Here is a 23,526-nt window from a genome sequence, read left to right as displayed (position 1 = left end):
TGCATTAATCCGCTCTTCAGGGCAGTTTAAAATCCAACCGGCAGAACAAACTCAGGCTGAATTATATTAACCATAGCATCCAATATTTTTCTGTTGATCACATTTTTTATCTATTCGATGTAATTTCCCGCACTGCGCCAGCACTTCTGTCCATGTTCGCGGTTTGGAAAAATAGAAACCCTGCACAATATCACAACCCAGCGTTTTAACATGCTCAAAATCAGCTTGCGTTTCAACGCCTTCTACAATCACATTAAGCTGATGCGCCTTTGCAAGCTCAAAGATAATATCCAAAGTGGGCTTTTTACCAACCGGGGTGATACGTAAATTTGTCACAAAAGAACGATCGATTTTCAATGTATCTAAAGGGTAATTAAGTATTTGCCCAAATGAGGTATATCCGGTGCCAAAGTCATCAATCGCAATGCGTACACCTAATGATTTAAGCTGGTCAAGGCTTTCAACCGCCAGATGATCATCCGGCATTAAGCAGGTTTCTGTTATTTCAAGCTCCAGCTGTTTAGGATTGATGTCACTCCTATCGATGATTTTTTTTAGCGTGGTATAAAATCTGTCATTTCTTAATGATTTAGAGGAGACGTTGAACGAAAAGAAACCTGTAAATCCATTTTTACGGGTGACCTCTTCAAGCCTTATGACGGTTTGTTCTGCAACCCATAAATCAATTGCTAAAATAAGATCTGTATTTTCTGCAATAGGAATAAAAACATCGGGTCCGATACCGGCATCTATCAGGATTGGGCAGCGTAATAACACTTCATACCCCTTTAACGCTAATGTTTTAGCATTGTAAGAGGGCATAAAAACCAAGTGTAATTGATTATCTCGGTGTGCTTTAATTAACTCATTTTCTATGTTTTTTTCAAAAAACATTTTCTCTTTAATTTCGTCAGAAAAAAGCTTAAAGTTATTTTTACCCGCTCTTTTTGCCAAATACATAGCGTCATCGGCTTGAGTTAATAATCCCTCACCATTTATTTGATGGTCATTTGAATAAGCAATACCGATACTGGCGTGTACATCAAATTGCTCGTTACCAATTCTAAAACCATTATGAAATAAATCACAAATACGTTTTCCGATACTCGCGATAGTCTCTATTGAAGGTAAGCCATTCATTAAAATAACAAACTCGTCTCCGCCAAGTCTGGCAATACTATCAACCATATCGTTTGAGATAAATCGATCTTCGGCTCGAAGCATCTGTTTTAATCTTTGGCTAAAAACGACCAGCAGGCGATCTCCTGTGTCGTGACCAAAAGTATCATTTACATATTTAAAATTATCTAAATCGATAAAAAAAAGTGCCACATAGGTTTTATCTTTTCTCCTGACATCCGTTATGGCAGATAATTTTTCGTTAAAGCTCCCCCTGTTAGCAAGACCCGTCAGTGCGTCATTATTTGCCAGGTTATTTATTTTATTAATAAGTGAAATATAGCTTTCATTTAAATCAGCAACTTCATCCTTAGTGGTCAGAGGCTTAAGCTCAACAACAAGTGAAGCTTCAACTTCCTTTATACTTTTGGCCAGTCTGGTGATAGGCAGTATAATTTGTTGGTCAATCAGCCAAATAAGCAGAAAATAACTTAAGATAATGACAATGAAATTGAGTAATACAAATTTAACAAGAAGATTATTTAACTGCTCTGAGAAATAGCTTTTATCCAGTGTTAATATAATATCAAATAATGAGCTTCCAAATCTGCCCTCATAAGCACCGTTATCATTCAGTTGAAATGGGGAACTGCTGAAGGACAATTTATCAACGCTGGTATTTTTATCTATAAACCGATAGTTAAAATATCCATTATTTTCGTCAACAAGCGCCCTAATTTCTTCTGCAAAGAAATTGAGATCGAGTTGTGCTTGCGCTACATAGATATCATCGTTACTTTCATAGAATAATTTAGAGGGCAGCTGATAGCGCGAAAAAGCCTGAAGAATGTATAACGATGGCATTTTATTAAGATAGGGGCCATCAAGAAAATAGTTATATTGAGAAATTTTGTTGTTCGGTTCACCTTGATTGAAGGTCTGATCCAAAATCTTTTTGGTTGTTTTTTGTAAAATTGGCTTCGCGAAAGGATCGCGCGTATTAATATGAACAATCAATTTTTTATAAGAATCAAAAATAACAAAGTCATTAATCACATGATTACTTTTATTGGCGCTATTTTTTCGATCAACAAATAGATTAAGAAACTCGGTGATATCCGGGGCGGACAGATTATTGTTACCTTTTTTAGCGTTAAAAATAAAAGAGGCCTCTTTACTCTCCATTTTTTGCCTTAAATAGCTTTTAACATAACCAAGCTGGTATTCTGTGTGCGATAGTTGATTTTCAATACGACCGTTAAGCAGGGTGATTTTATTCTCTATAATTTGCTTTTTATAAAGATCATAATAAACACAAGAAACTATAGCAGAAAGAGCCATGATTACCGGTAATATAATATACCTTATCTTTTTTCTAAGCGTCATAATTCAGCTACTCTTTAGTCTGTAATAATGTGACCATTTTGTTACGGATAATAACATCGCTTTCAGGAAGACGTTTATAGTTATAACTGCGCTTTACTGTCTGTGCACTGGGTGCAATTTCCCGGTCATTTTTATAGTCATCACTTGAGATTAACAGAGCGGCTTCATTCGTGGTATAAAACCCGATATCCTGTGCGTTTTTAGCGGCCATAACAGGATCATTAATAAACGCTAGAAATGCTTTAGTCCCCTCTTTGACCACAGAACTCGAAGGGGCGGTAAAACAATCGACAAAAAATAGCGTCCCCTCTTTTGGAACAACATATTTCCAATCAGTTTGACCGGAAGCCCTTTTTATAGTCTTTAAATCATCTGAATAGCCTGACGCAAGGGTGAGTTGTGATGATTTTCCTTGTCGTAAAACATAACTAACGGAATAACCATAACGCAGCAGATCTTTTGTTTGTGCACTCAGTAATAAATAAGCAGATTTCAATTCGTCTTGATCGACAGAGAAGGGATCTAATCCCTGAGCAAGCAGAGCAATGGCAATGGTATCAATGTCATCCTTAAACATCATTGCGGTCCCGACATGTTCCTTCGAAGGGGATAATAGATTTTTCCAGGAATCAATAACTGTTGTAGATATTGAACTGCGATAAATAATACCCATTGTGCCTTGTGCATAGGGGATACCGTATTGACCGCAAGCTTGTTGCGATTGCAGACTATTATATTGTACGTTATCGATGGGAATAGACGTTATAGATTGAAATACCCCCTTTTTTCCGTAGTGGCCAGTGACGGCATTATCCGCCAGCAGCAGATCAAATTGACTGCCCTGACCATTCGTTAACATCGCATTAAGCTCAGGCCCGCTATCATAATAATAAAGCTTAATAGTATGCCCCGTTTTTTTTGTAAATGCCTTAATGACCGATTCCGAGAGGTAGTCTTCCCAGGTTAATATTTTTATCTCCTTGGCATCGAGGGGGATAACAGAAAAACCGAAGAAGAGAACCACCAGTAGGGTTTTAACAGATAAGAAACGCTTAAATAAAGAAAAATTATAATTCCTGAAAATCCACAGCGGCTTAATATGAAATGTTTCCATTAATCTTATTACCATTATAATATTGAAATTAGATGCGCTAATACACACTTAATAATGCCAGGAATCTAACCACCCAGCTTAATTGAAAATAAACTCGAGCAGCCATCCTCTCCTTTCTCACTTAGTGGGATTAGTCGTCATCGCGCCAATGATTTAAAAAGGGTTTTAGCAAGGCTGTATGCTATCGGTTGCGATACTCTTTTTTGCCGTCAGAGTATGGACATCTCTCGAACTTTCTTTTATCTCACTGTAGTTTTCTAAAAATAATTTAACTACATCCGGATCAAAATGACTTCCAGACTGCTCTTTAATATGCTGCAGCACTTTTTCTTCCGACCAGGCTGATTTATACACACGAGAATGGATAAGGGCATCCCATACATCAATAACCGCGAAAATTCTGGCTGTTATGGGTATTACATCTCCTTTTAGACCTTGAGGGTAACCACTACCATCCCACTTTTCATGATGGGAATAGGGGATGTCTCTGCAGGGCATGAGATAATCAATGTTAGATAAAATATCATGGGCTATTTGCGGGTGCATTTTCATTTCCGCCCACTCTGCCGAATTGAGTTTTCCCGGCTTGGTTAAAATATCATCACGCAAGCCAATTTTACCGAGATCATGCAGCATGGCTCCCCACTTGATGTGATTAAGTTCAACCAGGTCTGTAATGCCAAACAGTTTTGTCATCTTAAGGGTCATTTTTGTCACCCGATCAGTATGATTTTTTGTTTCCCGATGACGAAGATCGATAAGATGAACCCAGCCACTCATCGTTTGCTCATAACTTTCAACTAATTTGGTGTTTATTTCAGTGACCGCATTAATCTTTTTTCTGATAAGAAAAAACAAAAGTAACGCAGTGATGACAATAAATCCACATCCTTTAATCTTCTGCGCAACAATAATATGGTCACTATTTTGAAATAATAACGCGACGGCCAAGTCAGACCATGATATCCATAATATTCCAACTGTCAGATATACCAATGCGATTTGATAGTGTGGTTTTAAGTTCATTTAACTCCCGGCTAACAATTTATGACGTTGTATACTTAACAAACAAAATAGGTATCCATATGGATAAAGAAAGATATTTTATAGCAAAGTAATATTATCAAACCATGCGTTGACGCATGTTCGAAAGAGATAGGCAGTTTTTTGGGAGGTTATCAGGCATCACACAGCTGTTGAGCGGTTCATTAAATCACGCCTAAAAATTATCTTTTAGATTGAACCATTTTAATAACTTCATAACAGCGTATTAAGCTGTCTGCTTGATTCAAACCTGTTATCAAGGGTCACTATAACACCTTAGTAACTGTATTATAAAGTAAAAAAGAGGTCAAACAATAGTCACCACAATGGTTTTTTTGGCCACAAGTCACCTCCTGTTTGTATCACTATCGGCAGAATCAAATAGTGATACAACGCGACTTCCCCTATATAAGGATCGACACTGTGAATTTGCTATTATTAACCGGGCTGGACTGCTAGCTTAGCCCTTTTACTTAGCCACTGATTAAGCACTAAGGCAGATAAGATAGTTGCTCCGCCAATACTTAATCTTAAAATATCCGCATCACGATTCCAAATCACCACATTGACCAAAATACCCGTTCGAATAAGCAGATTATTCATCACCGCCAGAACGCCGACGTTGACTAAGGTTGCTCCTTTATTCCATGCAAAATATCCCAAACCCGAAGCAATAGTGCCGAGATAGATAAGCACTCCCCATTGTAGATGGGTGGTTGGTAATTTTTCACTGTTACAAAAATAAAATAACAGATACTTGCCACCAGCAATGCACCGATAAAAAACTACCCAAAAATAGTTTTCTGCTCAAGTTCGTGCCTGGCCAATAAACGTTTATAGCCCACCTGCCCCGCAGCAAAACAAAGGTTTGCACACTACACCATCAAAAATCCCAGTAAAAAATCACGATCGATTCCGTTATAGCGAATAGCAACCGCGCCGGCTGTCGCGATAACGGCAGGTAACATAAAATTTCGGTTAAAGTGACGATCAAAGGCATCATTGATCAAGGTGACATAAATCGGTGTCATCACAGTGAATAACAACACTTCTGCCACCGTCAAAAAGAGAAACAATTGATAATAGAAAACATACATTAAGCCGAGTTGAACGGCGCCAATGACCAATATACCAAAAGAACTAAAAAGGTGATCACCCTTGCTGGTTAAAATCATCCCTAACCGCGTTCTGATTTTTGAAGTGAGAACAACTATCTCCTGCAACTCAGGCCTTGTTAGTGTTCATTTTTCCTGCGCAATACTTGATCACTTCATTAATTCTTTTGGTATTAGTTTAAGTGCGATTGGCAACGTAATTTCACGGGGGCGTAAAAAAGGTAAAAACACTAAGGTTGAAGCAGTATACGCAGTAATACGGAAAACCATGGATCTACTTCTCCCGCCAATTAAACTAAACGAAAAAGCCCATAAGAGGTCACTGCGAGCAGATAGGGCATGATAACATCCTGATAAACATAAAATTAAAGCGCTGATTATAAATGATCATGTTTATCAGTAAAGATGATTCTTTATATTCCTAATTCCTTACTGCCACTGGATATTCAGGTTTTCCCGACAGTGACATAAAAGAATCGGCTTATGAATATTTTTCCTGCCCGGAAAAATATAACAAATAACGGCTGCTCACATAAATAACCATCAGGGTTGCAATGGTTAACTCTCCATAAGCCAATGTTTCACTAATATTGACAAATTGTCGATTAACGTCATGCGCTGATAAAAAATGTGTAACTTTAAATAATGCAACAGCCCCGACGACCAATGGAAAGGTAAATGCCGAATAAGCAGGTGTAAAAGGCAAGCGTAACAACCTAATCAAAGCCATATACACAATGATAGTCATCAGCATTGCAACCCCACCAAGCAAGCAGATCAGCACATAATTTGGTTGATCTGTGATCGATAAATATCCCAGTAACAATAAACTAGCCGGCGTCGCCAGAATCACCACAATGGGTTTTTCGTTATTACTCGGCAGCACAAAAAAGATCAAACGGTAGAGCACAACAGGTAATAGTAATAGATACGAAACTAATCCAAAATAAACTAGCCCTTCTGCTAAAAATGGATATAAACCGCCCGGAAACATCAAAACAGTAAGCACAAGGCCAATCGGAGGAATAAACCAACTTGGCAATATCTGTGAGAAATGGAAGTTTTTACTACGATAGTAAATGAAAGAAACCAACAGGAAAAAATGCCAAGCAAGCGCTATGGCGCAGATCCACTGGCCTAATTGAAAATAATAAACAGAGATATTATTCGCTATCACCATAGTCGCCATCGCAATAATGGGTGAAAGACTGCCACTAAGAGGATGCTGTAAATCTTGTTTTAAAAGCTCAGGGTTAAATAAAAATTTGCAAAAAAGAGGTAATAATAGACAACTCGCAAGCAGCGCCGTCACCGATTGTGCAATACCCTGTAACAAGGTTATATTTTCCAAGCATAAACCTAAACTGGCAATACCAAGTGCTAAACCGGCAAGCGCACTCGGCGTGCGATAAAAAATACGATTGACAGCTTTAAGTTGGTAAATCAAAATTATTTCTGCTTATAAAAAAGCTTAAACTAAACTTATCAGCGCGTCATTACAAGCTTCGACCATAAAAATCGCTCACCTCAAGCAGACACAATTTTTCTATCATCCAACCCCAAAAATTCCTCGCATCGATGGCAATAAGAACAAAAAAGGTGATTTTCGCAATACAGACTCTTTCTATGATTGATTTAGAATATAATCATCACTGACAAAGCGTAATGCCATACAATCACTGTCTTTACTGATGATCATCGAGGAGTCAACACGCAGACAACTGCCCGCATATTTACCGGCAGCCGTAAAGGCGCACACCTGTACATAATAACCATCCACCAGCGGCAGTGGAAATAATGCCTGATAGATTTGATCCTGTGCCGCAAATTCCCCTCCGGCCTCCTCAATAATATCTTTGCTGTGATTTACCACCTGAATATTGGCTCCGCAGCGCCCGACAATCGGCTTGCTGACATAACCGCTCGCCTGTAAGTCGGCATTTACAACAAAATCAGTATGCAATAATAAAGGATGGTTTGGGAAGAGTGACCAAAGCACCGGAAGAATCGCTTTATTACTGGGAATAAGCGTCCATAACGGCTCAAAAATCATCATGTTTTTGTGCCGTAATACGTCCGCCAGACGCGGAGCTTGACCCTGCAAAGGATTATTTTTTTCTGCAACTGCCTGATCCAATTCACATTGCACACGGATTTGATCCAGGGCAGTTTCCCAGAACCAGGTTTTCCACACCCAGTGAATTAATTGCCCTTCCTCATCTAAAATATTACCCAAACTATCCCATCGCAGGCTGCTTATAGCGCAGATAAGCTTACTCTCGAACCCTGCTGATTTTAATGTTTGCTGGATAAGCAACCCATGATATTTTTCTTCCGGGTCGTTATCGTACAGAATATGCACCAGTCCTTTCGCCTTACTTTTACGCCATGCATTAACCAGATGATTAAAAAGATCTTTACCGCTATCCAGCCCTTCATGAACGCCATAATGACGAGCCCATTTACCCTGAATTTTGGCACTTTCCATGTAACAGGAGGCTGAATCACAATTGTATTCATAGACCTTTAACCCCTTCGGGGTCATGGCAAAATCAAAGCGGCTGGTGATCAGTTCATTTAAGCGGTTATCCCATGACTGGCGTATTTTTGGTAAAATCGCGGCGGGTAAATTAAATTTATTTAATAACGCTTGGTTTTCCAACACATAATCCGTGGCGTGCATAAACAAAGCATGGAGCTCATTGGCAGCTCGCTGTAATGCATGCTGTGCGCTTTCCGACAAAATATAATAACGATATTGATCTGCGGTCACCGCGCTAAGTTTATGCCCATGCATCGCCTGCACATAAGCGGCCTCATCCTCATTGGCAACATTAAGCCTGGATTTTTGGGGATTGAGCTGCTCTTTTGCCCGGCGGCTGATTAAGTTAAATAACTGCTTATTGGTTTCCGGGCTCGGCTCAGCATCGCTGATCATCCTCGGTTTGTGTCATCCAGCCTAAAATAGTGGCATCATTAAAGGAGCATTTTAACCAACACTCACCTTCCTCGGTGGTCGTCGCGGGAAGTTCTCGGCTAAAAGACTGCCCCTCAGGCCAAATTTGGTGATCTAAATTTTGCTCGGCAACGCGTAATTTATCGGGGAAAACCTCAGTAATAATGGCAACATGGCCGGTTTCTGCGAACTCTCCACCCTGCTCCCAAATTAATAAACTGCCCGGCTGTGGCAAGCTTTTACTGCCATTAGAAAATGCCTGTAAGGGCAGCAGGCTATTATTTGCGATGTTTCTCACCGTACGTAAGTTAAATATCTCATAGGCCATAGCCACATCATCAAAAATATAACCCTTATTGATATACATCCAACGCCGGGAAAATTCGACACACTGCCACTTATAACCCATATAAATACCATCAAAATAACTGCGAAAGGCGCTGCGTTTGGGGTGTTTTATAGCGCTGGCAGTATCATAATCAGAGGAGTAAGCAGCAACACCACCGGGTGCATAACCGAGTAATGTACCAAACACAGAAGGGGATTTATGGTTCAAAATTTCAACCTATACAGGAAAGTCACAACAATTACAGGGAAGTCACCACAAGAACATACAAAAACTCAGCAGGCGTTTAAAAATAGAGAGCACTCACTGTCATTTTTTGAAAAACCTCAGAGCGCCATCAATCAGTGGCGAATATCCATGGGCCACTGTAACTAAACTTAAAGATGAATAAGCAATAAATCAACGACTGTTATATTGACCAATTTACGCGCAGAAGACCACCAGCGGTCCCAAAAGCCGTGGTGATGCCCACAAACTAATAAATCGGCATTAATCTTGGTAATTTCCCGCATCAATGTTTCCTCTACGTCCCCCCCTACCACCTTAGTAGTCGTAATCGGGTAATCGGTCAGCTCGGCGAGTTCCTTTAACTTAGCAATTAATTCTTGGTGTTTTTTCTCAATTAATTTGACCTCAACCGGATCGTAAATCCTGTCTATATCGGGATGTGAAATATCTATAGAGATAAAAGAAAGTTTTGCATCTAAATTTTTAGCTAATGATACCGCTTTGCTTATCACTATATCGCTAGTTTCAGCCAAATCAATGGCAACCAATACATGTTTATAACTCATTTCACTTCTCCAAACACATTTTATTAACAATAAAATCAGTGATTTTGAAAGGTAATATTTATCCAAAGTATAGCACTCAACCGAACAAGCATATTTTTTGGTTAATATAAAAAGGGAAAAAATACGGCACTATTTTCAGTAACATAATTTTTAAATAAGGGTTAAGTAAAAAAAATTATAAACATAAGTACCTGATGACAAATTTAAGTTTGAAAATATTATCGTCACAGGAAAATCTGTGTAGGGGGAATAAAATAGGGAAGATTGTAAAAGTAGCAATGAAGCGGGTCTTTTTTTATATCTGAATACAAAAAAAGACCCAAGTTGATTATTAATATCTGTCTATTATCAATCCGAGTAAAGCTTGACGATTATCAGATTATCAATTTCAATCCGACGGGTAAACCCTCACCAAATACGCGTTTAGTTTCTGCTTCATTTAGCTCTTTAACGCAGGCCACCATCTCAATCCAACTATCGGCCGCTTTAACCGTAGTTAACTGCTTGATAATTTTAGCACGCCAATCGGGGTCAAGATCACGACTGCGATCGCCACTCATACGTGACATTAATACCACCGCAAAAGCGGCCTGCGGATTTTTTTTCCAGTCGATCGACTGTAATTGGGGCAGCCAGCTTTGTATCTCTTTTTTATCAATAACATTATGTGCACTGCCATGAAAAGGGATCCGTGATGCGAGCCGGCCAAGGGCCCACCAGCTGCTACTGGTTTCCGATGATTTCTGTAAACGTTTTAATAACCATTCGCTGATTCTGGTTTTATGTTCAACGGGCAAAAGCTCTAAGGCTGCAACCAGTTTGACCATATCTTGATAGGATTTTTGTTTCGCTTCCTCCTTTAATTTGCGATTGGTTAATGCGGCCGGATCGATAAATTTTTCGATATCCTCAAACACACGCGCCTGCTGCTGCGCACTGAGTCCGCCTGACGCGCGTCGCCAGAATGTCCACCAGTCGATCCACACTTGAGTTTCCTGATGATGCTGTAACCCCTGCTCATATAAACCCCAAATTTGCTCAACACGCCAATCATCGATCGGATAACCGAAACCGGGACGTAAACAATAACCGGCCAGATTAAACCAAATCCTCTCATGAGCCGCTGAGCGACGGCGATGATTTTTACCTTCCAATAACTGATCGAACAGGGCACGCAGCAGGGGAAGTTCCCAGTCATCACGCTTGCCCAATATTTTTTCAATATCAGTACGTAAACTTTTAACCGCCTTGGGGGTTATTTGTTTTTTACTTTCACCGAAGACCAGGTCGATTTTCTCCCGGGCCTTATCAAAACCGTCGGGCAGTGCGGCTGTTTTATCCGTTGCACTCTGCTGAGACAGCTGCTTACGGATTTGAAATTCAAGATGCCAACGTTGCTCATTTTCCGCCACACAATCTATTTTCAGCGTGCCAACTTCGGTAAACTTGGTTGCCAAGGACACAATCACAGAGTCCAAGGTGGTTTTTTCTAATACCACAACCAGCGGCGGCAGTGAAATAAAATGCCCGCTGGCCAGAGTCTGCTCGTCAAGGGTAATGATTTCACCGACTTTATAACCCTGGTCGGCAGTAGTCGAAAAGAGATGAAACTGAACGGGCACACCTAACTGTAATGAAAATTTTCGTTCGCTAAGCGTAAGCTCCTGCTCTTCTTCCGTGCCTTTAGGCATTAAACAAATTGCCTGTTTACCCGCGTCCTGCTGCTCAAGCACAAGAAATACTGTGCGCGCCGAACCGCCGCCAATTTTAAGTTGGGCACCGCGGCGCGCTCTCGCATAGGCGACAGCGCCCTGCGCAACAGCTAGATTAGGATGATGGTTTTCCAGTCTGTTTACCGCGCTGCCGCGCCATTCACTTAACAGCTCAATAGTACGTTCACTGAGTACTGCGCTATTAAACACCCCGCCATTAAATAATACAGCATCGGGAATAGCATGCTCTGATTGAGAGGGCTCAATCGCTAATGCATCTTGGCAGGCGATGTGGTGATCGGCGATAAATTCTGCAATATGCTTACTGACTGCAGGGTCGGCTGCATAGGGAAGCCCAAATTCTACAACAGCACTGCGCCTTTTAAGCGGCCGCTGATCAAAGCTTATCTTGGGGAAAAAACCATCCAGCGCAATGTTCCTCACCGCCTGCTTGGTCAGTTCACAGCTTTTAGCGCCACCTATTAGTTTTGCGCCACTGCCTAGGACAGTTACTCTGGCACTGCCCGGTGCATCCTCCCCCATCAGTAACTCTTTTGCTTTACGTGTTTGTTGTATTAATTGAGATAAGCTCGCTGCACTGAGTTTTTTATGTGCTGCTGTTCCGCCATTAATAAGCCCCTCGGCAATGTGTGCCAGTGCCAAATCAACATTATCTCCGCCCAGCATAAGATGATTACCTACGCCGATCCGGGTTAATGCCAAGGCATTATCTTTACCTTGAGCCACTTTAATCAGGCTGAGATCCGTCGTACCGCCGCCCACATCACAAACCATTAATAGTTTTATTTTGGCCAACTGTTTTTGTACTGTCTCCCCCTGCCTTGCATACCAGTCATAACAAACGGCCTGAGGCTCCTCAAGCAATAAAATATTAACCAGACCGGCGCGACTTGCAGCCTCTACGGTCAGTGCCCTTGCTCCCTCATCAAATGAAGCGGGGATAGTAATGACCACTTCCTGATCTTCCATCAATGCATCGGGATGGGCAAAATTCCAGGCACGACGTACATGCAATAAATAACTGGCAGACGCAAGCACCGGAGATACTTTTGCAACCCCCTCGGCACCCGCCCAGGGAAGAATGTCCGCATTACGGTCAACTTGAGGATGAGAAAGCCAACTTTTAGCACTAACAACCTGGCGACCATCAACCTTTGCCCCCAACTCTCTCGCCCACTCCCCAATAACGACCAGAGGCAATTCTCCCTCTAACCCGTCAACAGCAACATGGGACCAGGGCAATTGTAAATCAACCGGGTTGATTTCGCCGCCAGCCGGATGATAACGAAAGGAAGGTAATAAAGGCCGTTTAGCCACTTCGCCCGGGGCAACTAACTGTTCAATTTCAAAAATACGACAGTTATTCGAGGTTAATGGCTTGCACATATCGGCATAGGCAACCACGGTATTGGTGGTGCCTAAATCGATCCCAATAAGATATTTAACGGGTCGGTTATTCATTAATCTCGTACATCCAGTTCAATGTGCCAGCGCTCGCCAGAGCCGTTAGTATCAACACTGTTAACCGCGATAGCTTCAAGTTGAAGTGTGCCGACTTCGGTGACTTTCGCCAGCAAACGCACCGCGACAACATCCCCTGCTCGGCGTCCTTCTACCGATAGGGTTGCCTGTAATTCAGGCAGCTCTTGTAATTCATCATCGATCCAGTGCTCGAGCTGAAGACCTGCTTGATCATGACGGCGGGTGTTCGATCCGAAGAAACGAAAACGCACCGGTTCGCCGACAACCAAACCAAATTCAGCTTCACTCGGCGCTGTTTCAGAGCCCTCCTCCATTCCAAAAGGCGCGATACATAAGGCTTCTAAGGGAGGCTCCATGCCTGGAATAGCGGGCATCGAGCTTTCAATACCGACATAATAAGTGTTGGCGAGACCGCCGCGAATTCGTACACCCTGCCCGCGTTTGACATAACCGTAATAACTTGCACCACTGGCAACCGCAAGATCCAGATCTGAATCGGCTAATAATCGCGCTTTTTCAGCGCCCGCATCGATCAGCCACTGATTGATAATCGCCAGCGTCCGCTCTGCTAATAAAGGCGATTTCAGTACACCACCGTTAAATAAAATTGCCGAGGGTTTAATAAAGTCGACAATATCGGTCTGATCAAAATTACCTGCCAGTGGATCGGCAAAATCTTCACTGTTAATTTGTGAGGCTGACTTACCCAGAACATCGTCAGCGGCACTCACCTGTCTGCTTAAAAAAGCGGCCAAATGACGCGAAACAGCCGGGTCTTGCGCATAGGGCAGACCCTTTTGGGTTAATCCGCTGCGACGCACCGCTTTGGGATGATCATCGATATTAACAACGGGGAAGAAACCTTCGAGCAATGTCTCTCGAACTTCATTTCGGGTTAACTCAGTGCGCAGGGTTTTTCCCAGTAGTTTTGATCCGCGGCTAGGCACCGTAATAGCCACAGTCTCAATTTCGTTATCCAGTAAAAGCTGCTCTTTTGCATCCCGACAAGCCTGACTTATCGCCTGAATTTGCCATGCCTGTAACTCTTTTCCCTCTGCGCTTAATTTTGCTTTAACCCGGTAAGCCAGGGCTAAATCCATATTATCTCCACCGAGTAATATATGTTCCCCGACGGCGATACGGTTCAGGGTTAAGTTGCCCTCTTCTTCGGTGACCGCAATTAATGACAAGTCTGTTGTACCACCGCCAACGTCAACCACTAAAATAATATCACCCACCTGAACCTGATCACGCCAAGCTTCTCCGCAGGCGTGGATCCAGTTGTAGACAGCCGCTTGAGGCTCCTCTAACAAAGTCAGGTTATCAAAACCAACACGCTTGGCAGCTTCTGCGGTCAGCTCTCTTGCCGCAGGATCAAAGGAAGCCGGAATAGTGATAGTCACATCTTGTGTCGCTAATGGAAAATCTGGAAACTTATCTTCCCAGGCGCTACGCATATGATCTAAATATTCAAAGGTTGCGTCTAATGGTGATATTTTACTGACCTCTTCGGGGCTGGCTGCAGGTAAAAATGCCGCATGGCGATCAACACCGCTGTGGCACAACCAGCTTTTTGCGCTAGAGACTAAGCGAATAGCTGTTTTACTGCCCAGTTCCCGCGCAATACTGCCAACAATCGCCTTCGGCTGAGCATTCCAGGGTAGCCTAAGATCAGCATCATTCAGCTCGGATTCATGCGCCATATAGATGAAAGAGGGTAATTGTTTTTTTTCTTCAATAACACCGGCCCGGGTTAATTGCGGAATAGGCATAATAGTCAATTCAGGCACTGCAGCAGGATCATCAGCGATGTTCGAGAGATCCATATAAGATAATACGCAGTGTGTGGTGCCTAAGTCTATCCCGATGGAATAGCGGGATAGTGTTTCGTCTGCTGTAGTTTCGCTCATAACTCAACCTCCGCAGGGGCTACGATTGAAGCATCGTGTCCCGCAGCTAATTTAGGTAACTTAACCTCACTCACTTTCCAGCCTTTATGGATCAAAATGCCGTTAAAGGGCGCATTACCGACTACATTGCCCGTAAGACGCACTTCCGATGCATTAAAACCTTCGAGTATACTAACAGCGGTTTCTTCCTCTTCACGGCGAATAGCTTCGAGGGTAAAATAATCATTCAATATTTTTTTGCTTCCCTCATGAACAACACGCGCGGCTGCCCCGATATCAGCATCGGAATAAGCGCTTAAATCTTCCTGGATAAAATCAATAAAACGCGCTTCCTGCTGCAATAAAGTCAGTAGTTGTAACGCAGCCTCCGGCGTTGATTCTTTTAATAATAGACTGTCAGCTTCTGCCTCAGTCACTTCTGGAACTGTTTTTTCAACTGGTTGCTCAATGTTAGCAGCACTCGCTTCAATATTATTTTCCTGAGCATTCTGATCCGTTGATGATTTCTTTTTAGTTAAAAACAAAACTAAAAACAATATCGCTGAGATGCCGAGTACTAAGTGAAGCGTATCGATAGTAGCGGGGAATGCAGATAAATCTATGTTCATTTTTACTTTCCTAATAATGTCAAATGAGCCATTGCTCAAATAATATAAATACATGGTTATAAAACAGAGTCAACCACAGTGCTTAGTGTTGCTCGTGATCAAAATTGATTATGTGAATCTAAGAACAAAAAAACAACACTAAATCAAGCAATTGAATTTTGCCTGCATTTTAGCACGACATCTCTTAAAAATTGAATATTGAAGATAGCAGTGCAAAAATAATTGCTTAGATACGTGGCGCGGTTATTTTATTTTTTAAAAGGTAATATTAATAACTGCTATAAACTCAATGCGGGGTCGAGCCCGTATGATGGACTCGATGTAACCGCCAAAAAAAAGGGATTTTATGCATCATCACATGCTGCCCATAAATAAGTACGTCAAGCAGTAATAAAGAAGTTAACAGCGTCACCGGAATGGCATTTTAATAAGATTGAACAGGCCAATAGTATGCTCAGTGACATCAGAAGAGGAAAAATCAGTTTTAAAGTGAAATCATCAATCAATACAAAGCTTAAATTAATCATCCATTGATGCCACTGATGCTTAAATTAATCATCCATTGATGCCACTGATGCATTTTCTATTCACCTTTTCTGTCCATCTTGGCCGATCACTTTTAACGGTAAAAGATGAACAGTCCCTACATTGCCAGATTTCAATCCCTTAATAAGGTTGATCCTCGACGTTGCGCAGGACAAATTAAAAATAGATTTGACTCACTCGCTTCAATCTTTAACCAGCTGAACCTTTTTGGTAAAACTTTCTGGTGAATCTTTGTGGTGAAACTAACGCCAGAAGCATGCCGAAAAGAGAACAGATACCGCCTGCGATATGAAACCAATATATTGATTCGCCTAAAAATGTAATAGCCAATATTGCACCAAACAGCGGCATTAAGGTGATTGATAATGAAGCCGCTTCAGCACCGAGATGATGCACTCCATAGGTCCAAAAAATATAAGCACAAATCGAAGGAAAAAACCACAAATAAGCGAACAATCCCAGGTGGGATAAAGAGGGTAAGTAGAATCTGAAAAACAGCGCTTCAATCCCGTAGGCAAAAAGCAAAAAGGGTAAACCCAGAATGATTAAAACGTAAAGAACGATAATGGGAGACAGGTTAATAGACAGTTTTTTCAACAAGACAGTAAACAACGACCAACAGCTTACCGCTGCTAACATCAATAAGTCACCCTGACTGAGACTAAGGGTCAGTAATCGCAACAGTTGTCCCTGGGTTAGAATCAACAGGACACCTATTATCGACACTGAGACGCCTAGCAGCTGCATCAATCGGGGGCGGTTGCCTAATACTCGCCAGGCAATTAATAATGTCACTACAGGTATTAAGGTATTGATCAGGGTTATATTAACAGCAGTGGTAAAATTAGCCGAAAGATAGAGCAGGCTATTATAAAAAGTCACGCTTAATATCGCAAGTCCCGTCAAAGGCAGCAGCTTAGGGCGAATTATAGGCCAATTTTTTATGGTGCCGCGCAGCGCAAAGGGAGTAAGCAGTACAAAAGCCCCTAGCCAGCGAAATAGATTCAGCGCAATAGGCGCAACCTGATCAATATACCCCCGGGCTAAGGTTGCATTGAGAGCCCAAAACAGATTGGTAAGCACTAATCCGAAAAAGGCAAGCCAGAAAGTACGTTGATTAGACAAGTTTATCTCCATAAAAATTTTCCCAAACAACAATAAATTGTTTTTAGAGGCTCAAAGTGACAGCAAATAAAAGATCTGTTGTGCTTTTTTGTAAACATCTTCAGAAACTACTTTCTAAGACAAGCATTTTTTATTTTCGCAACTCATAGTAAAACAAAAACGATTAAGTAACGTTTGATCATAGGGTAACAAACTTATTGAAGCCCCGTGTAACTTGGCAGCCTCGGCCGCTATCGCCATTCCAAGCCCTGCACCATCGCCCTTTTCGCTGTGTGCCCGAAAGAATTTTTCAAATATTTTGTCTCTTACGGCCGCCGGTATTGGCGGTCCATTATCCTGAACAAGTACTTTGACTGTATTGTGCTGGGATTCAGATTGATCAACGCTTAAGATTATTTTTATCTCACTATTTTCACCAGAATAACGAATCGCATTATCGATTAAATTGCTAAATAAAATAGAGAGAAACATAGTCTCTCCCTGAATAATATATTCGTCAGGTCCGCTATATGAAATATCTTGATGATTCTTTAACGCTAAAGGCGCCAATAAAGCAATAACCTCCCGAATTAATGACGCGATATTGATATTTTTGAAAACGTGGCGTTGTTTAGCTTCAATGCGGGAGTGCATCAACAATTGTTGAATTAATCGGTCGGTTCTATCAACGCCTCGCACTATGTTGTTAAGCGCATAAGCCTGTGATGCTTGATCCTCACTTGCCAATGCATTTTCAATATTTAATCTTAACACGGCCAACGGTGTTTTTAATTCATGAGCCGCAGTACGGGTAAATCGACGTTCTCTCTCTTGAGCATTATTTAATTCACTTAACAGGTAGTTAAGTTGATCGATCAGAGGTTCAAGTTCAACGGCCGGGTGATCTATTTTTATGGATTCTAATTTATTAACATCACACTGCGATACAGCTAAGCGTAATTCATTAACGGGGCGTAAAAACTTTTTAATTAAAAAGAATAATATAAGTGCCAGAATAGGAATTAATAAAAGTTGCGGTAGACTGGTTGATAAAGCAATTTCGTTGACAACCTCATCTCTGACTGACTGTTTTTCAGCAACCACCACATAGGCGTTAGGATTTACCCGTGAAGGAATTTTTAATTGAAAATAGTGCCACCGTTGATTATTCAGGTTAACGGTACCGGAATACCGATCGCCGATATTGAGCGGTTCAGGCGCCCCGGGGGATTTAAATACCATATGACCATCGGTATAAAATTGAAAAAATAAATTTTGGTCATCCGGGTTTTCCACACTGGGAAATGAATCCATTTTATCGTTATCAACATCACTAATAACGCCCGACCAATCCGCATAGATTTTATACCGGGCAGAAGGTGCCAAATCCATCACACTCGGCATACTGAGCGCCAGAATTTTAGCCAATTGTCCCAAGCGTGCATCATAAACCTCATCGACTTCATTTTTAGTTTCATGAAAGACAAGAATCCATGAGGTAAAAATTAACAGGGTTGCAATGCTGACCGTTGATGCAATCAATCGTTTTTGAATGGAGATTGCTGTCGGAATATTATTTTTCAATGATGTACCCAACCTCTCTGATATTTTTAATTAATTGATTATTAATCTTCTTACGCAAATTATGTATATAAACTTCTGATACTATCAATCGTTTTTGAATGGAGATTGCTGTCGGAATATTATTTTTCAATGATCTACCCAACCCCTCTGATATTTTTAATTAATTGATTATTAATCTTCTTACGCAAATTATGTATATAAACTTCAGATACTATTAATCGTTTTTGAATGGAGATTGCTGTCGGAATATTATTTTTCAATGATGTACCCAACCCCTCTGATATTTTTAATTAATTGATTATCAATCTTTTTACGCAAATTATATATATAGACTTCAATCGCGTTATCACTCGCCATCTCGTCCCAGCCGTACAAAGTCTGCTGTAAATACTCTTTACTTAATACTCGACCTGATTTTATTATTAAAGTAGTCAGCAATTTAAATTCAGTATTGGTTAATTTTATGGCAGCACCATGATACTCAACCGTGTTTTTTGCCAAAGAGATAACCAGACCATGCAATTCAATATTTGATTCAGCATAACCCGATACCCTTCTGACAATAACCCGCAAACGGGCAAGCAGTTCTTGTAAAGCAAAGGGTTTCAGCAAATAATCATCTGCCCCGCCATCAAGACCTTTAACGCGATCATCGATATCATCTCGCGCAGTTAAAATTAAGATTGGCAGTTTATGTCCCGCCTTCCTGACTTGACTAAGGATATCTAAACCGTCGACATCCGGCAGTGTTAAATCTAATATTATCGCCGTGAAATTTTCAGTTCTTAAGGTCATCTCGACCGCCGCACCCAATTGCAGCCAATCGACTGTGTATCCATGACGGCTTAATGAAACCACCATGGATTCACCTAACATAACATCATCTTCAACTAATAAAATGCGCATTATTCATCTATTCCTTTCATTCCATTTTGCTGCAAGCGGTTAAGCAAACGACTCCGTTTTTAGAATGCTCAAGTATATTACAATTTTCTTCTTGAGCGGGAAATCATTCAATGCCCTCATTTATTATTCGGTTCCTTCTTTGAGCCGAAAATCATTCAATGCCCTCATTTATTACTCGGTTCCTTCTTTGAGCTGAAAATCATTCAATGCCCTCATTTATTACTCGGTTCCTTCTTTGAGCTGAAAATCATTCAATGTCCTCATTTATTACTCGGTTCCTTCTTTGAGCTGAAAATCATTCAATGCCCTCATTTATTACTCGGTTCCTTCTTTGAGCCAAAAATCATTCAATGCCCTCATTTATTACTCGGTTCCTCCCTTTAATTTATTTCCTCTTAAGTCATTCGTAAGATTTATCTTATAAAGTAAAAAGCGTAACAAAGTGAAGTCATTAGTAATAATTTATTTTATAAAGTAAAAATCGTCGTAAAGCACGATTCTATTAAATATAAATACTGGAGAAAAAAATGAGAAAGTTTCTACTTGCAACGGTAATGATAGCTGCTTCAACGGGCGCAATGGCAGGTCCAACATGTACAGAAGGAGATGATAAGTCTAACTGGATTCCAAAAGATCAATTCGAACAAAATCTGCTTGATCAGGGTTATGAAATAAAAAAATTCAAAGAGTCATCTCACGGATGTTATGAACTATACGGTTATAACCAAAAACAACAAAGAGTAGAAATATATTTCCACCCAGAAACCGCTGAAATTTTTAAACAAGAAATCGACGACTAATAAAAAGGGGCTGCTATGAAAGTACAATCAATGATTTGGGATCCCCTCATTCGTTTTTTTCATTGGACAGTAGCAGCCATGTTTCTGCTCAACTTCCTGGTTTTTGAAGAAGGTGATACAAACCATCGCTGGGCTGGATATTATATTTTAGCGGCCTTAGCAATCCGTATACTATGGGGGTTTGTTGGCTCTAAAAATGCGCGTTTTAAAAACTTTTTACCAACGCCTAGCGGCATTAAGCATCATTTACATTTGCTAAAATCAAAACAGTTTGAAGTCTCGAAGGGTCATAATCCTATCGGAGGGTTAATGGTCTTCGCATTATTGTTTTGCCTGTTAAGCTCCGGTATCTCGGGTTGGATGATGGGGTTAGATGCATTCTGGGGGGAAGATTGGCTTGAGGAGATACATGAATTAATAGCAAACACTACGATGATGCTGGTTGTTTTTCATGTGTCGGCGGTCGTCTTGTTCAGCAAATTTGGTCCGGTTAATTTAATTAAACAAATGATCACCGGACAACGGGACAAGCAGTCTAAATAACCTTTTCATCTAACAGATTTTGGCAGCACATAATTTATTGTTAATCGGGTCTTTATATCCTGCGCAAAAGAGTCAATAAGCAATCAATCCTATTTAGCTAAAGCAGCTGGAAAAACTGCATTAGATATATCTGCTAGGAAGATAATCGTGTTATCAATAAGTCTAGTCAGGCAAAAGAGCATGATAACAGCCATTATTTAAATTAAGTTATATTTGCCCCGAAGCTAATAACTGAAATCGGCTTCAGGGCGACTATGCCGAGCCTCTCAGTACAGGCATTAACTAACGAAGCGGATCTTTCTTAGGCGCGATAAGCCCCAACATTTCAGGAAGATCACGTGGAACGACCTTTGAATAGTCTTTGTTCAGAGATTTAAAAACTAACTGCGCAGTTTGATTATTAAGAGATTTATTCAGAAGCCCTAAAAAACTTGGGTCCGCGACCAACATTATCTGATTACAACTATTTTGCTTACGTTGATCGTCTAACCAGCTCGCCAGTTCATGCGCAAAACGTTCGGCTTCAATTTGCTTGGGGTTATTAGGCGGAACAAGTGCACCGTGTCCCCCCTTTGCATTGCCTTGCCCGGGACGGTCACTGACCAAATCTACTCCTTTCTGACGACTTTCTGGATGGCTAAACTCTTTAAGTAAACTAAACTCTTCGTGCGCTAGGTAGCTAAAAACCCGTGCAGCACTTGCATTTGTTACCATTACCAACGTCTTTGACATAATATCTCTCCTTTATGATTCAGCACGCCCATCTTCAGTATAGACACTATTGGCAGACATAGATGTGAGCTTTAGAGAAGAGGAATCCAAAATTTATACGGAAGACGGCGCAACAAATTTAGCCACCATCAGACGCTCATTATTGAACTTGATTAAAGAGCATTCGTTAAAGGACTGTGTTGCAGGAAAATTTAACGATCCTGTTAGGATACTGGATTTAGTCTCGAGATTTTATTCCTTTTATTGTTTTACTCCTCCAACGCCATACCGTTCAGCACAATATTATTATAACTGACTATGCCAACAATTTTGCCATTTTCAATGACCGGCGCACGACTGATACCAAATCGCTCAAATAAACGCGCGCAGTATTTAACATTCATATCAGGGGCAACAGATAGTGCGGGTTTGGTCATAATTTCATAAATATTACTGCGCTCAACAGAGCGGTTCTGTGCCAGAATTTTCTTAGCAATATCATTCATCAAAACGATACCGTATTCATCATCATCGTGGCGTTTATTCACCACTAACACTTTTACAACATTTTCCCGGGCCAGTCGAATGGCTTCTTTCACCGTAGCAATACCGTCAATCATCACATAGGCATTGACCATCACGTCTCGCACTCTAACAACCTTTTTCTGGTTCATAGCTCGTCCTCTACTGCCTTAGTTAATGTATCTATCTGATGGGCAACACCGACGGCATCTTCAATATCTATTTGAATCGCAATGCCCTGCCCCGACTGCAGATCAAACTCACCAACCCGGTTAATTGTTTCTAATATTTCCCGCGACAGGTGCTCTTCAACTACAAATAATAAAACGTCTTTTTGAACGTCTAACGTCAGGCCAAAAAAAGTGGTTTTTTGAATGACCCCTTCTCCTCTCGCATTATTAATGACCGTTGCGCCAGTCGCTCCTGCTTTGCGCGCCGCATCTAAGACAGCATCAGTCCTTGTATCTTCTACAAAGGCAATTATTAGTTTAAAGCGCATTATCATTCTCCTTAGAAGATGCTCTTGAATTTAGCCATTGAGTAATTTGAGCATATGCCATTACTGAAATGATGGGAAACAGACTGGCAAATGCGACCAATCCAAAGCCATCAATAACCGGATTTCTTCCCGGCACTTGGGAAGCGAGGCCCAAGCCTAATGCGGTGACCAATGGCACTGTCACCGTCGATGTTGTAACACCACCAGAATCATAGGCAAGTGCGATTATCTCTTTTGGCGCAAAATTCGTTTGTATAATAACCACCGTATAACCAGCCATAATGTAATAATGAATAGGGTCACCCACCACTATCCTGTAGCTCCCTAATGAAATTCCAATCGCGACACCTAACGCTACGGCAATGCGCAAACCATTAACCCTGATCGCGCCACCTGAAACCTGATTGGCTTTTATCGCAACGGCAATTAATGCAGGCTCTGCAATAGTAGTGCTAAATCCGATAGCAAATGCGAACAGATACACCCAATAATAATCAATCCAGCCTAAGGACTCTGTGATGTCATCTTTAAAAGAGTAAAGAAATTCTGGTGCGGTCAACTGCTTCGCCATGGTTTCACCCAAGGGAAAAAGTGCTAACTCTAAGCCCAACAAAAATAGAGTCAGTCCTAAAATGACGTAGAAAAAACCCAATATAACCCGCTGTAAATTTGCTATCGGCTTTCTTAACACCGCAATTTGAAAC

General features: G+C 41.1%; 17 protein-coding genes and 3 pseudogenes. 2 read left to right on the top strand and 18 right to left on the bottom strand.

Annotated features, from left to right (window positions below; all coding sequences use genetic code 11):
* Nucleotides 1–66 precede the first annotated feature (66 nt).
* The 14 genes and pseudogenes from CXF72_RS13805 to CXF72_RS13730 form a co-directional block, all read right to left on the bottom strand.
* Nucleotides 67–2,505, bottom strand: a complete 2,439-nt coding sequence (locus tag CXF72_RS13805; protein ID WP_101039683.1) for a putative bifunctional diguanylate cyclase/phosphodiesterase — start codon at nucleotides 2,503–2,505, stop codon at nucleotides 67–69.
* Between the two features lie 7 nt (nucleotides 2,506–2,512).
* Nucleotides 2,513–3,619 carry a polyamine ABC transporter substrate-binding protein gene (locus CXF72_RS13800; RefSeq protein ID WP_232784990.1) on the bottom strand — a complete coding sequence of 369 codons (1,107 nt, stop codon included), beginning with the start codon at nucleotides 3,617–3,619 and terminating at the stop codon, nucleotides 2,513–2,515.
* A gap of 165 nt (nucleotides 3,620–3,784) precedes the next feature.
* On the bottom strand, nucleotides 3,785–4,645 hold the full coding sequence (locus CXF72_RS13795) for an HD-GYP domain-containing protein (protein ID WP_101039679.1): 861 nt from the start codon (nucleotides 4,643–4,645) through the stop codon (nucleotides 3,785–3,787).
* A 456-nt stretch (nucleotides 4,646–5,101) separates the two neighbouring features.
* Nucleotides 5,102–5,793 (bottom strand): annotated as a pseudogene (locus tag CXF72_RS20315) (EamA family transporter); the annotation flags it as partial.
* Between the two features lie 159 nt (nucleotides 5,794–5,952).
* A pseudogene (locus CXF72_RS20310) lies at nucleotides 5,953–6,119 on the bottom strand (EamA family transporter); the annotation flags it as partial.
* Between the two features lie 140 nt (nucleotides 6,120–6,259).
* Nucleotides 6,260–7,225 (bottom strand): TDT family transporter, encoded by a 966-nt coding sequence (locus tag CXF72_RS13780; protein ID WP_232784989.1) that lies wholly within the window; start codon nucleotides 7,223–7,225, stop codon nucleotides 6,260–6,262.
* Nucleotides 7,226–7,402: 177 nt separating this feature from the next.
* Nucleotides 7,403–9,290 (bottom strand): annotated as a pseudogene (gene gss / locus CXF72_RS13775) (bifunctional glutathionylspermidine amidase/synthase).
* Nucleotides 9,291–9,457: 167 nt separating this feature from the next.
* On the bottom strand, nucleotides 9,458–9,874 hold the full coding sequence (locus CXF72_RS13770; protein ID WP_101039675.1) for a universal stress protein: 417 nt from the start codon (nucleotides 9,872–9,874) through the stop codon (nucleotides 9,458–9,460).
* Nucleotides 9,875–10,248: 374 nt separating this feature from the next.
* A complete protein-coding gene (locus tag CXF72_RS13765; protein WP_101039673.1) occupies nucleotides 10,249–13,068 on the bottom strand; it encodes an Hsp70 family protein in 2,820 nt (939 codons plus the stop codon).
* A complete protein-coding gene (locus tag CXF72_RS13760; protein ID WP_101039671.1) occupies nucleotides 13,068–14,999 on the bottom strand; it encodes an Hsp70 family protein in 1,932 nt (643 codons plus the stop codon). The genes CXF72_RS13765 and CXF72_RS13760 overlap by 1 nt, the downstream gene beginning before the upstream one ends.
* Nucleotides 14,996–15,607: a DUF2760 domain-containing protein gene (locus tag CXF72_RS13755; protein ID WP_101039669.1), complete on the bottom strand. Its 612-nt coding sequence runs from the start codon at nucleotides 15,605–15,607 to the stop codon at nucleotides 14,996–14,998. Before CXF72_RS13755 ends, CXF72_RS13760 begins: the two co-directional genes overlap by 4 nt.
* Nucleotides 15,608–16,342: 735 nt before the next feature.
* A complete protein-coding gene (locus CXF72_RS13750) occupies nucleotides 16,343–17,278 on the bottom strand; it encodes a DMT family transporter (RefSeq protein WP_198552610.1) in 936 nt (311 codons plus the stop codon).
* Between the two features lie 114 nt (nucleotides 17,279–17,392).
* Nucleotides 17,393–18,841: a sensor histidine kinase gene (locus CXF72_RS13745; RefSeq protein WP_101039665.1), complete on the bottom strand. Its 1,449-nt coding sequence runs from the start codon at nucleotides 18,839–18,841 to the stop codon at nucleotides 17,393–17,395.
* A 249-nt stretch (nucleotides 18,842–19,090) separates the two neighbouring features.
* Nucleotides 19,091–19,747: a response regulator gene (locus CXF72_RS13730; protein ID WP_101039663.1), complete on the bottom strand. Its 657-nt coding sequence runs from the start codon at nucleotides 19,745–19,747 to the stop codon at nucleotides 19,091–19,093.
* 527 nt (nucleotides 19,748–20,274) lie between these two features.
* Here CXF72_RS13730 and CXF72_RS13725 point away from each other — a divergent pair.
* Both CXF72_RS13725 and CXF72_RS13720 read left to right on the top strand, forming a co-directional pair.
* Nucleotides 20,275–20,547, top strand: a complete 273-nt coding sequence (locus CXF72_RS13725; RefSeq protein WP_101039661.1) for a PepSY domain-containing protein — start codon at nucleotides 20,275–20,277, stop codon at nucleotides 20,545–20,547.
* 15 nt (nucleotides 20,548–20,562) lie between these two features.
* The gene (locus CXF72_RS13720; protein ID WP_101039659.1) at nucleotides 20,563–21,090 is read left to right on the top strand and encodes a cytochrome b/b6 domain-containing protein; all 528 of its coding nucleotides are present in this window, start codon (nucleotides 20,563–20,565) and stop codon (nucleotides 21,088–21,090) included.
* A 282-nt stretch (nucleotides 21,091–21,372) separates the two neighbouring features.
* Here the strand turns inward: CXF72_RS13720 and CXF72_RS13715 are convergent, their stop codons facing one another.
* The 4 genes from CXF72_RS13715 to CXF72_RS13700 form a co-directional block, all read right to left on the bottom strand.
* A complete protein-coding gene (locus tag CXF72_RS13715; RefSeq protein ID WP_101039657.1) occupies nucleotides 21,373–21,822 on the bottom strand; it encodes a host attachment protein in 450 nt (149 codons plus the stop codon).
* Between the two features lie 248 nt (nucleotides 21,823–22,070).
* Nucleotides 22,071–22,475, bottom strand: coding sequence for a CBS domain-containing protein (locus tag CXF72_RS13710; RefSeq protein ID WP_101039655.1), 405 nt, complete (start codon nucleotides 22,473–22,475; stop codon nucleotides 22,071–22,073).
* Nucleotides 22,472–22,822, bottom strand: coding sequence for a P-II family nitrogen regulator (locus CXF72_RS13705; protein WP_011769616.1), 351 nt, complete (start codon nucleotides 22,820–22,822; stop codon nucleotides 22,472–22,474). The genes CXF72_RS13710 and CXF72_RS13705 overlap by 4 nt, the downstream gene beginning before the upstream one ends.
* The coding region (locus CXF72_RS13700; RefSeq protein WP_101039653.1) for a DUF1538 domain-containing protein at nucleotides 22,812–23,526 on the bottom strand (715 nt) is incomplete at its 5' end. The genes CXF72_RS13700 and CXF72_RS13705, both read right to left, overlap by 11 nt.

Source organism: Psychromonas sp. MB-3u-54 (assembly GCF_002836415.1).
Lineage (GTDB): Bacteria > Pseudomonadota > Gammaproteobacteria > Enterobacterales > Psychromonadaceae > Psychromonas.
Note: the sequence above shows the minus strand (reverse complement) of the source record. Positions and strands in the feature narration are given on the sequence as shown.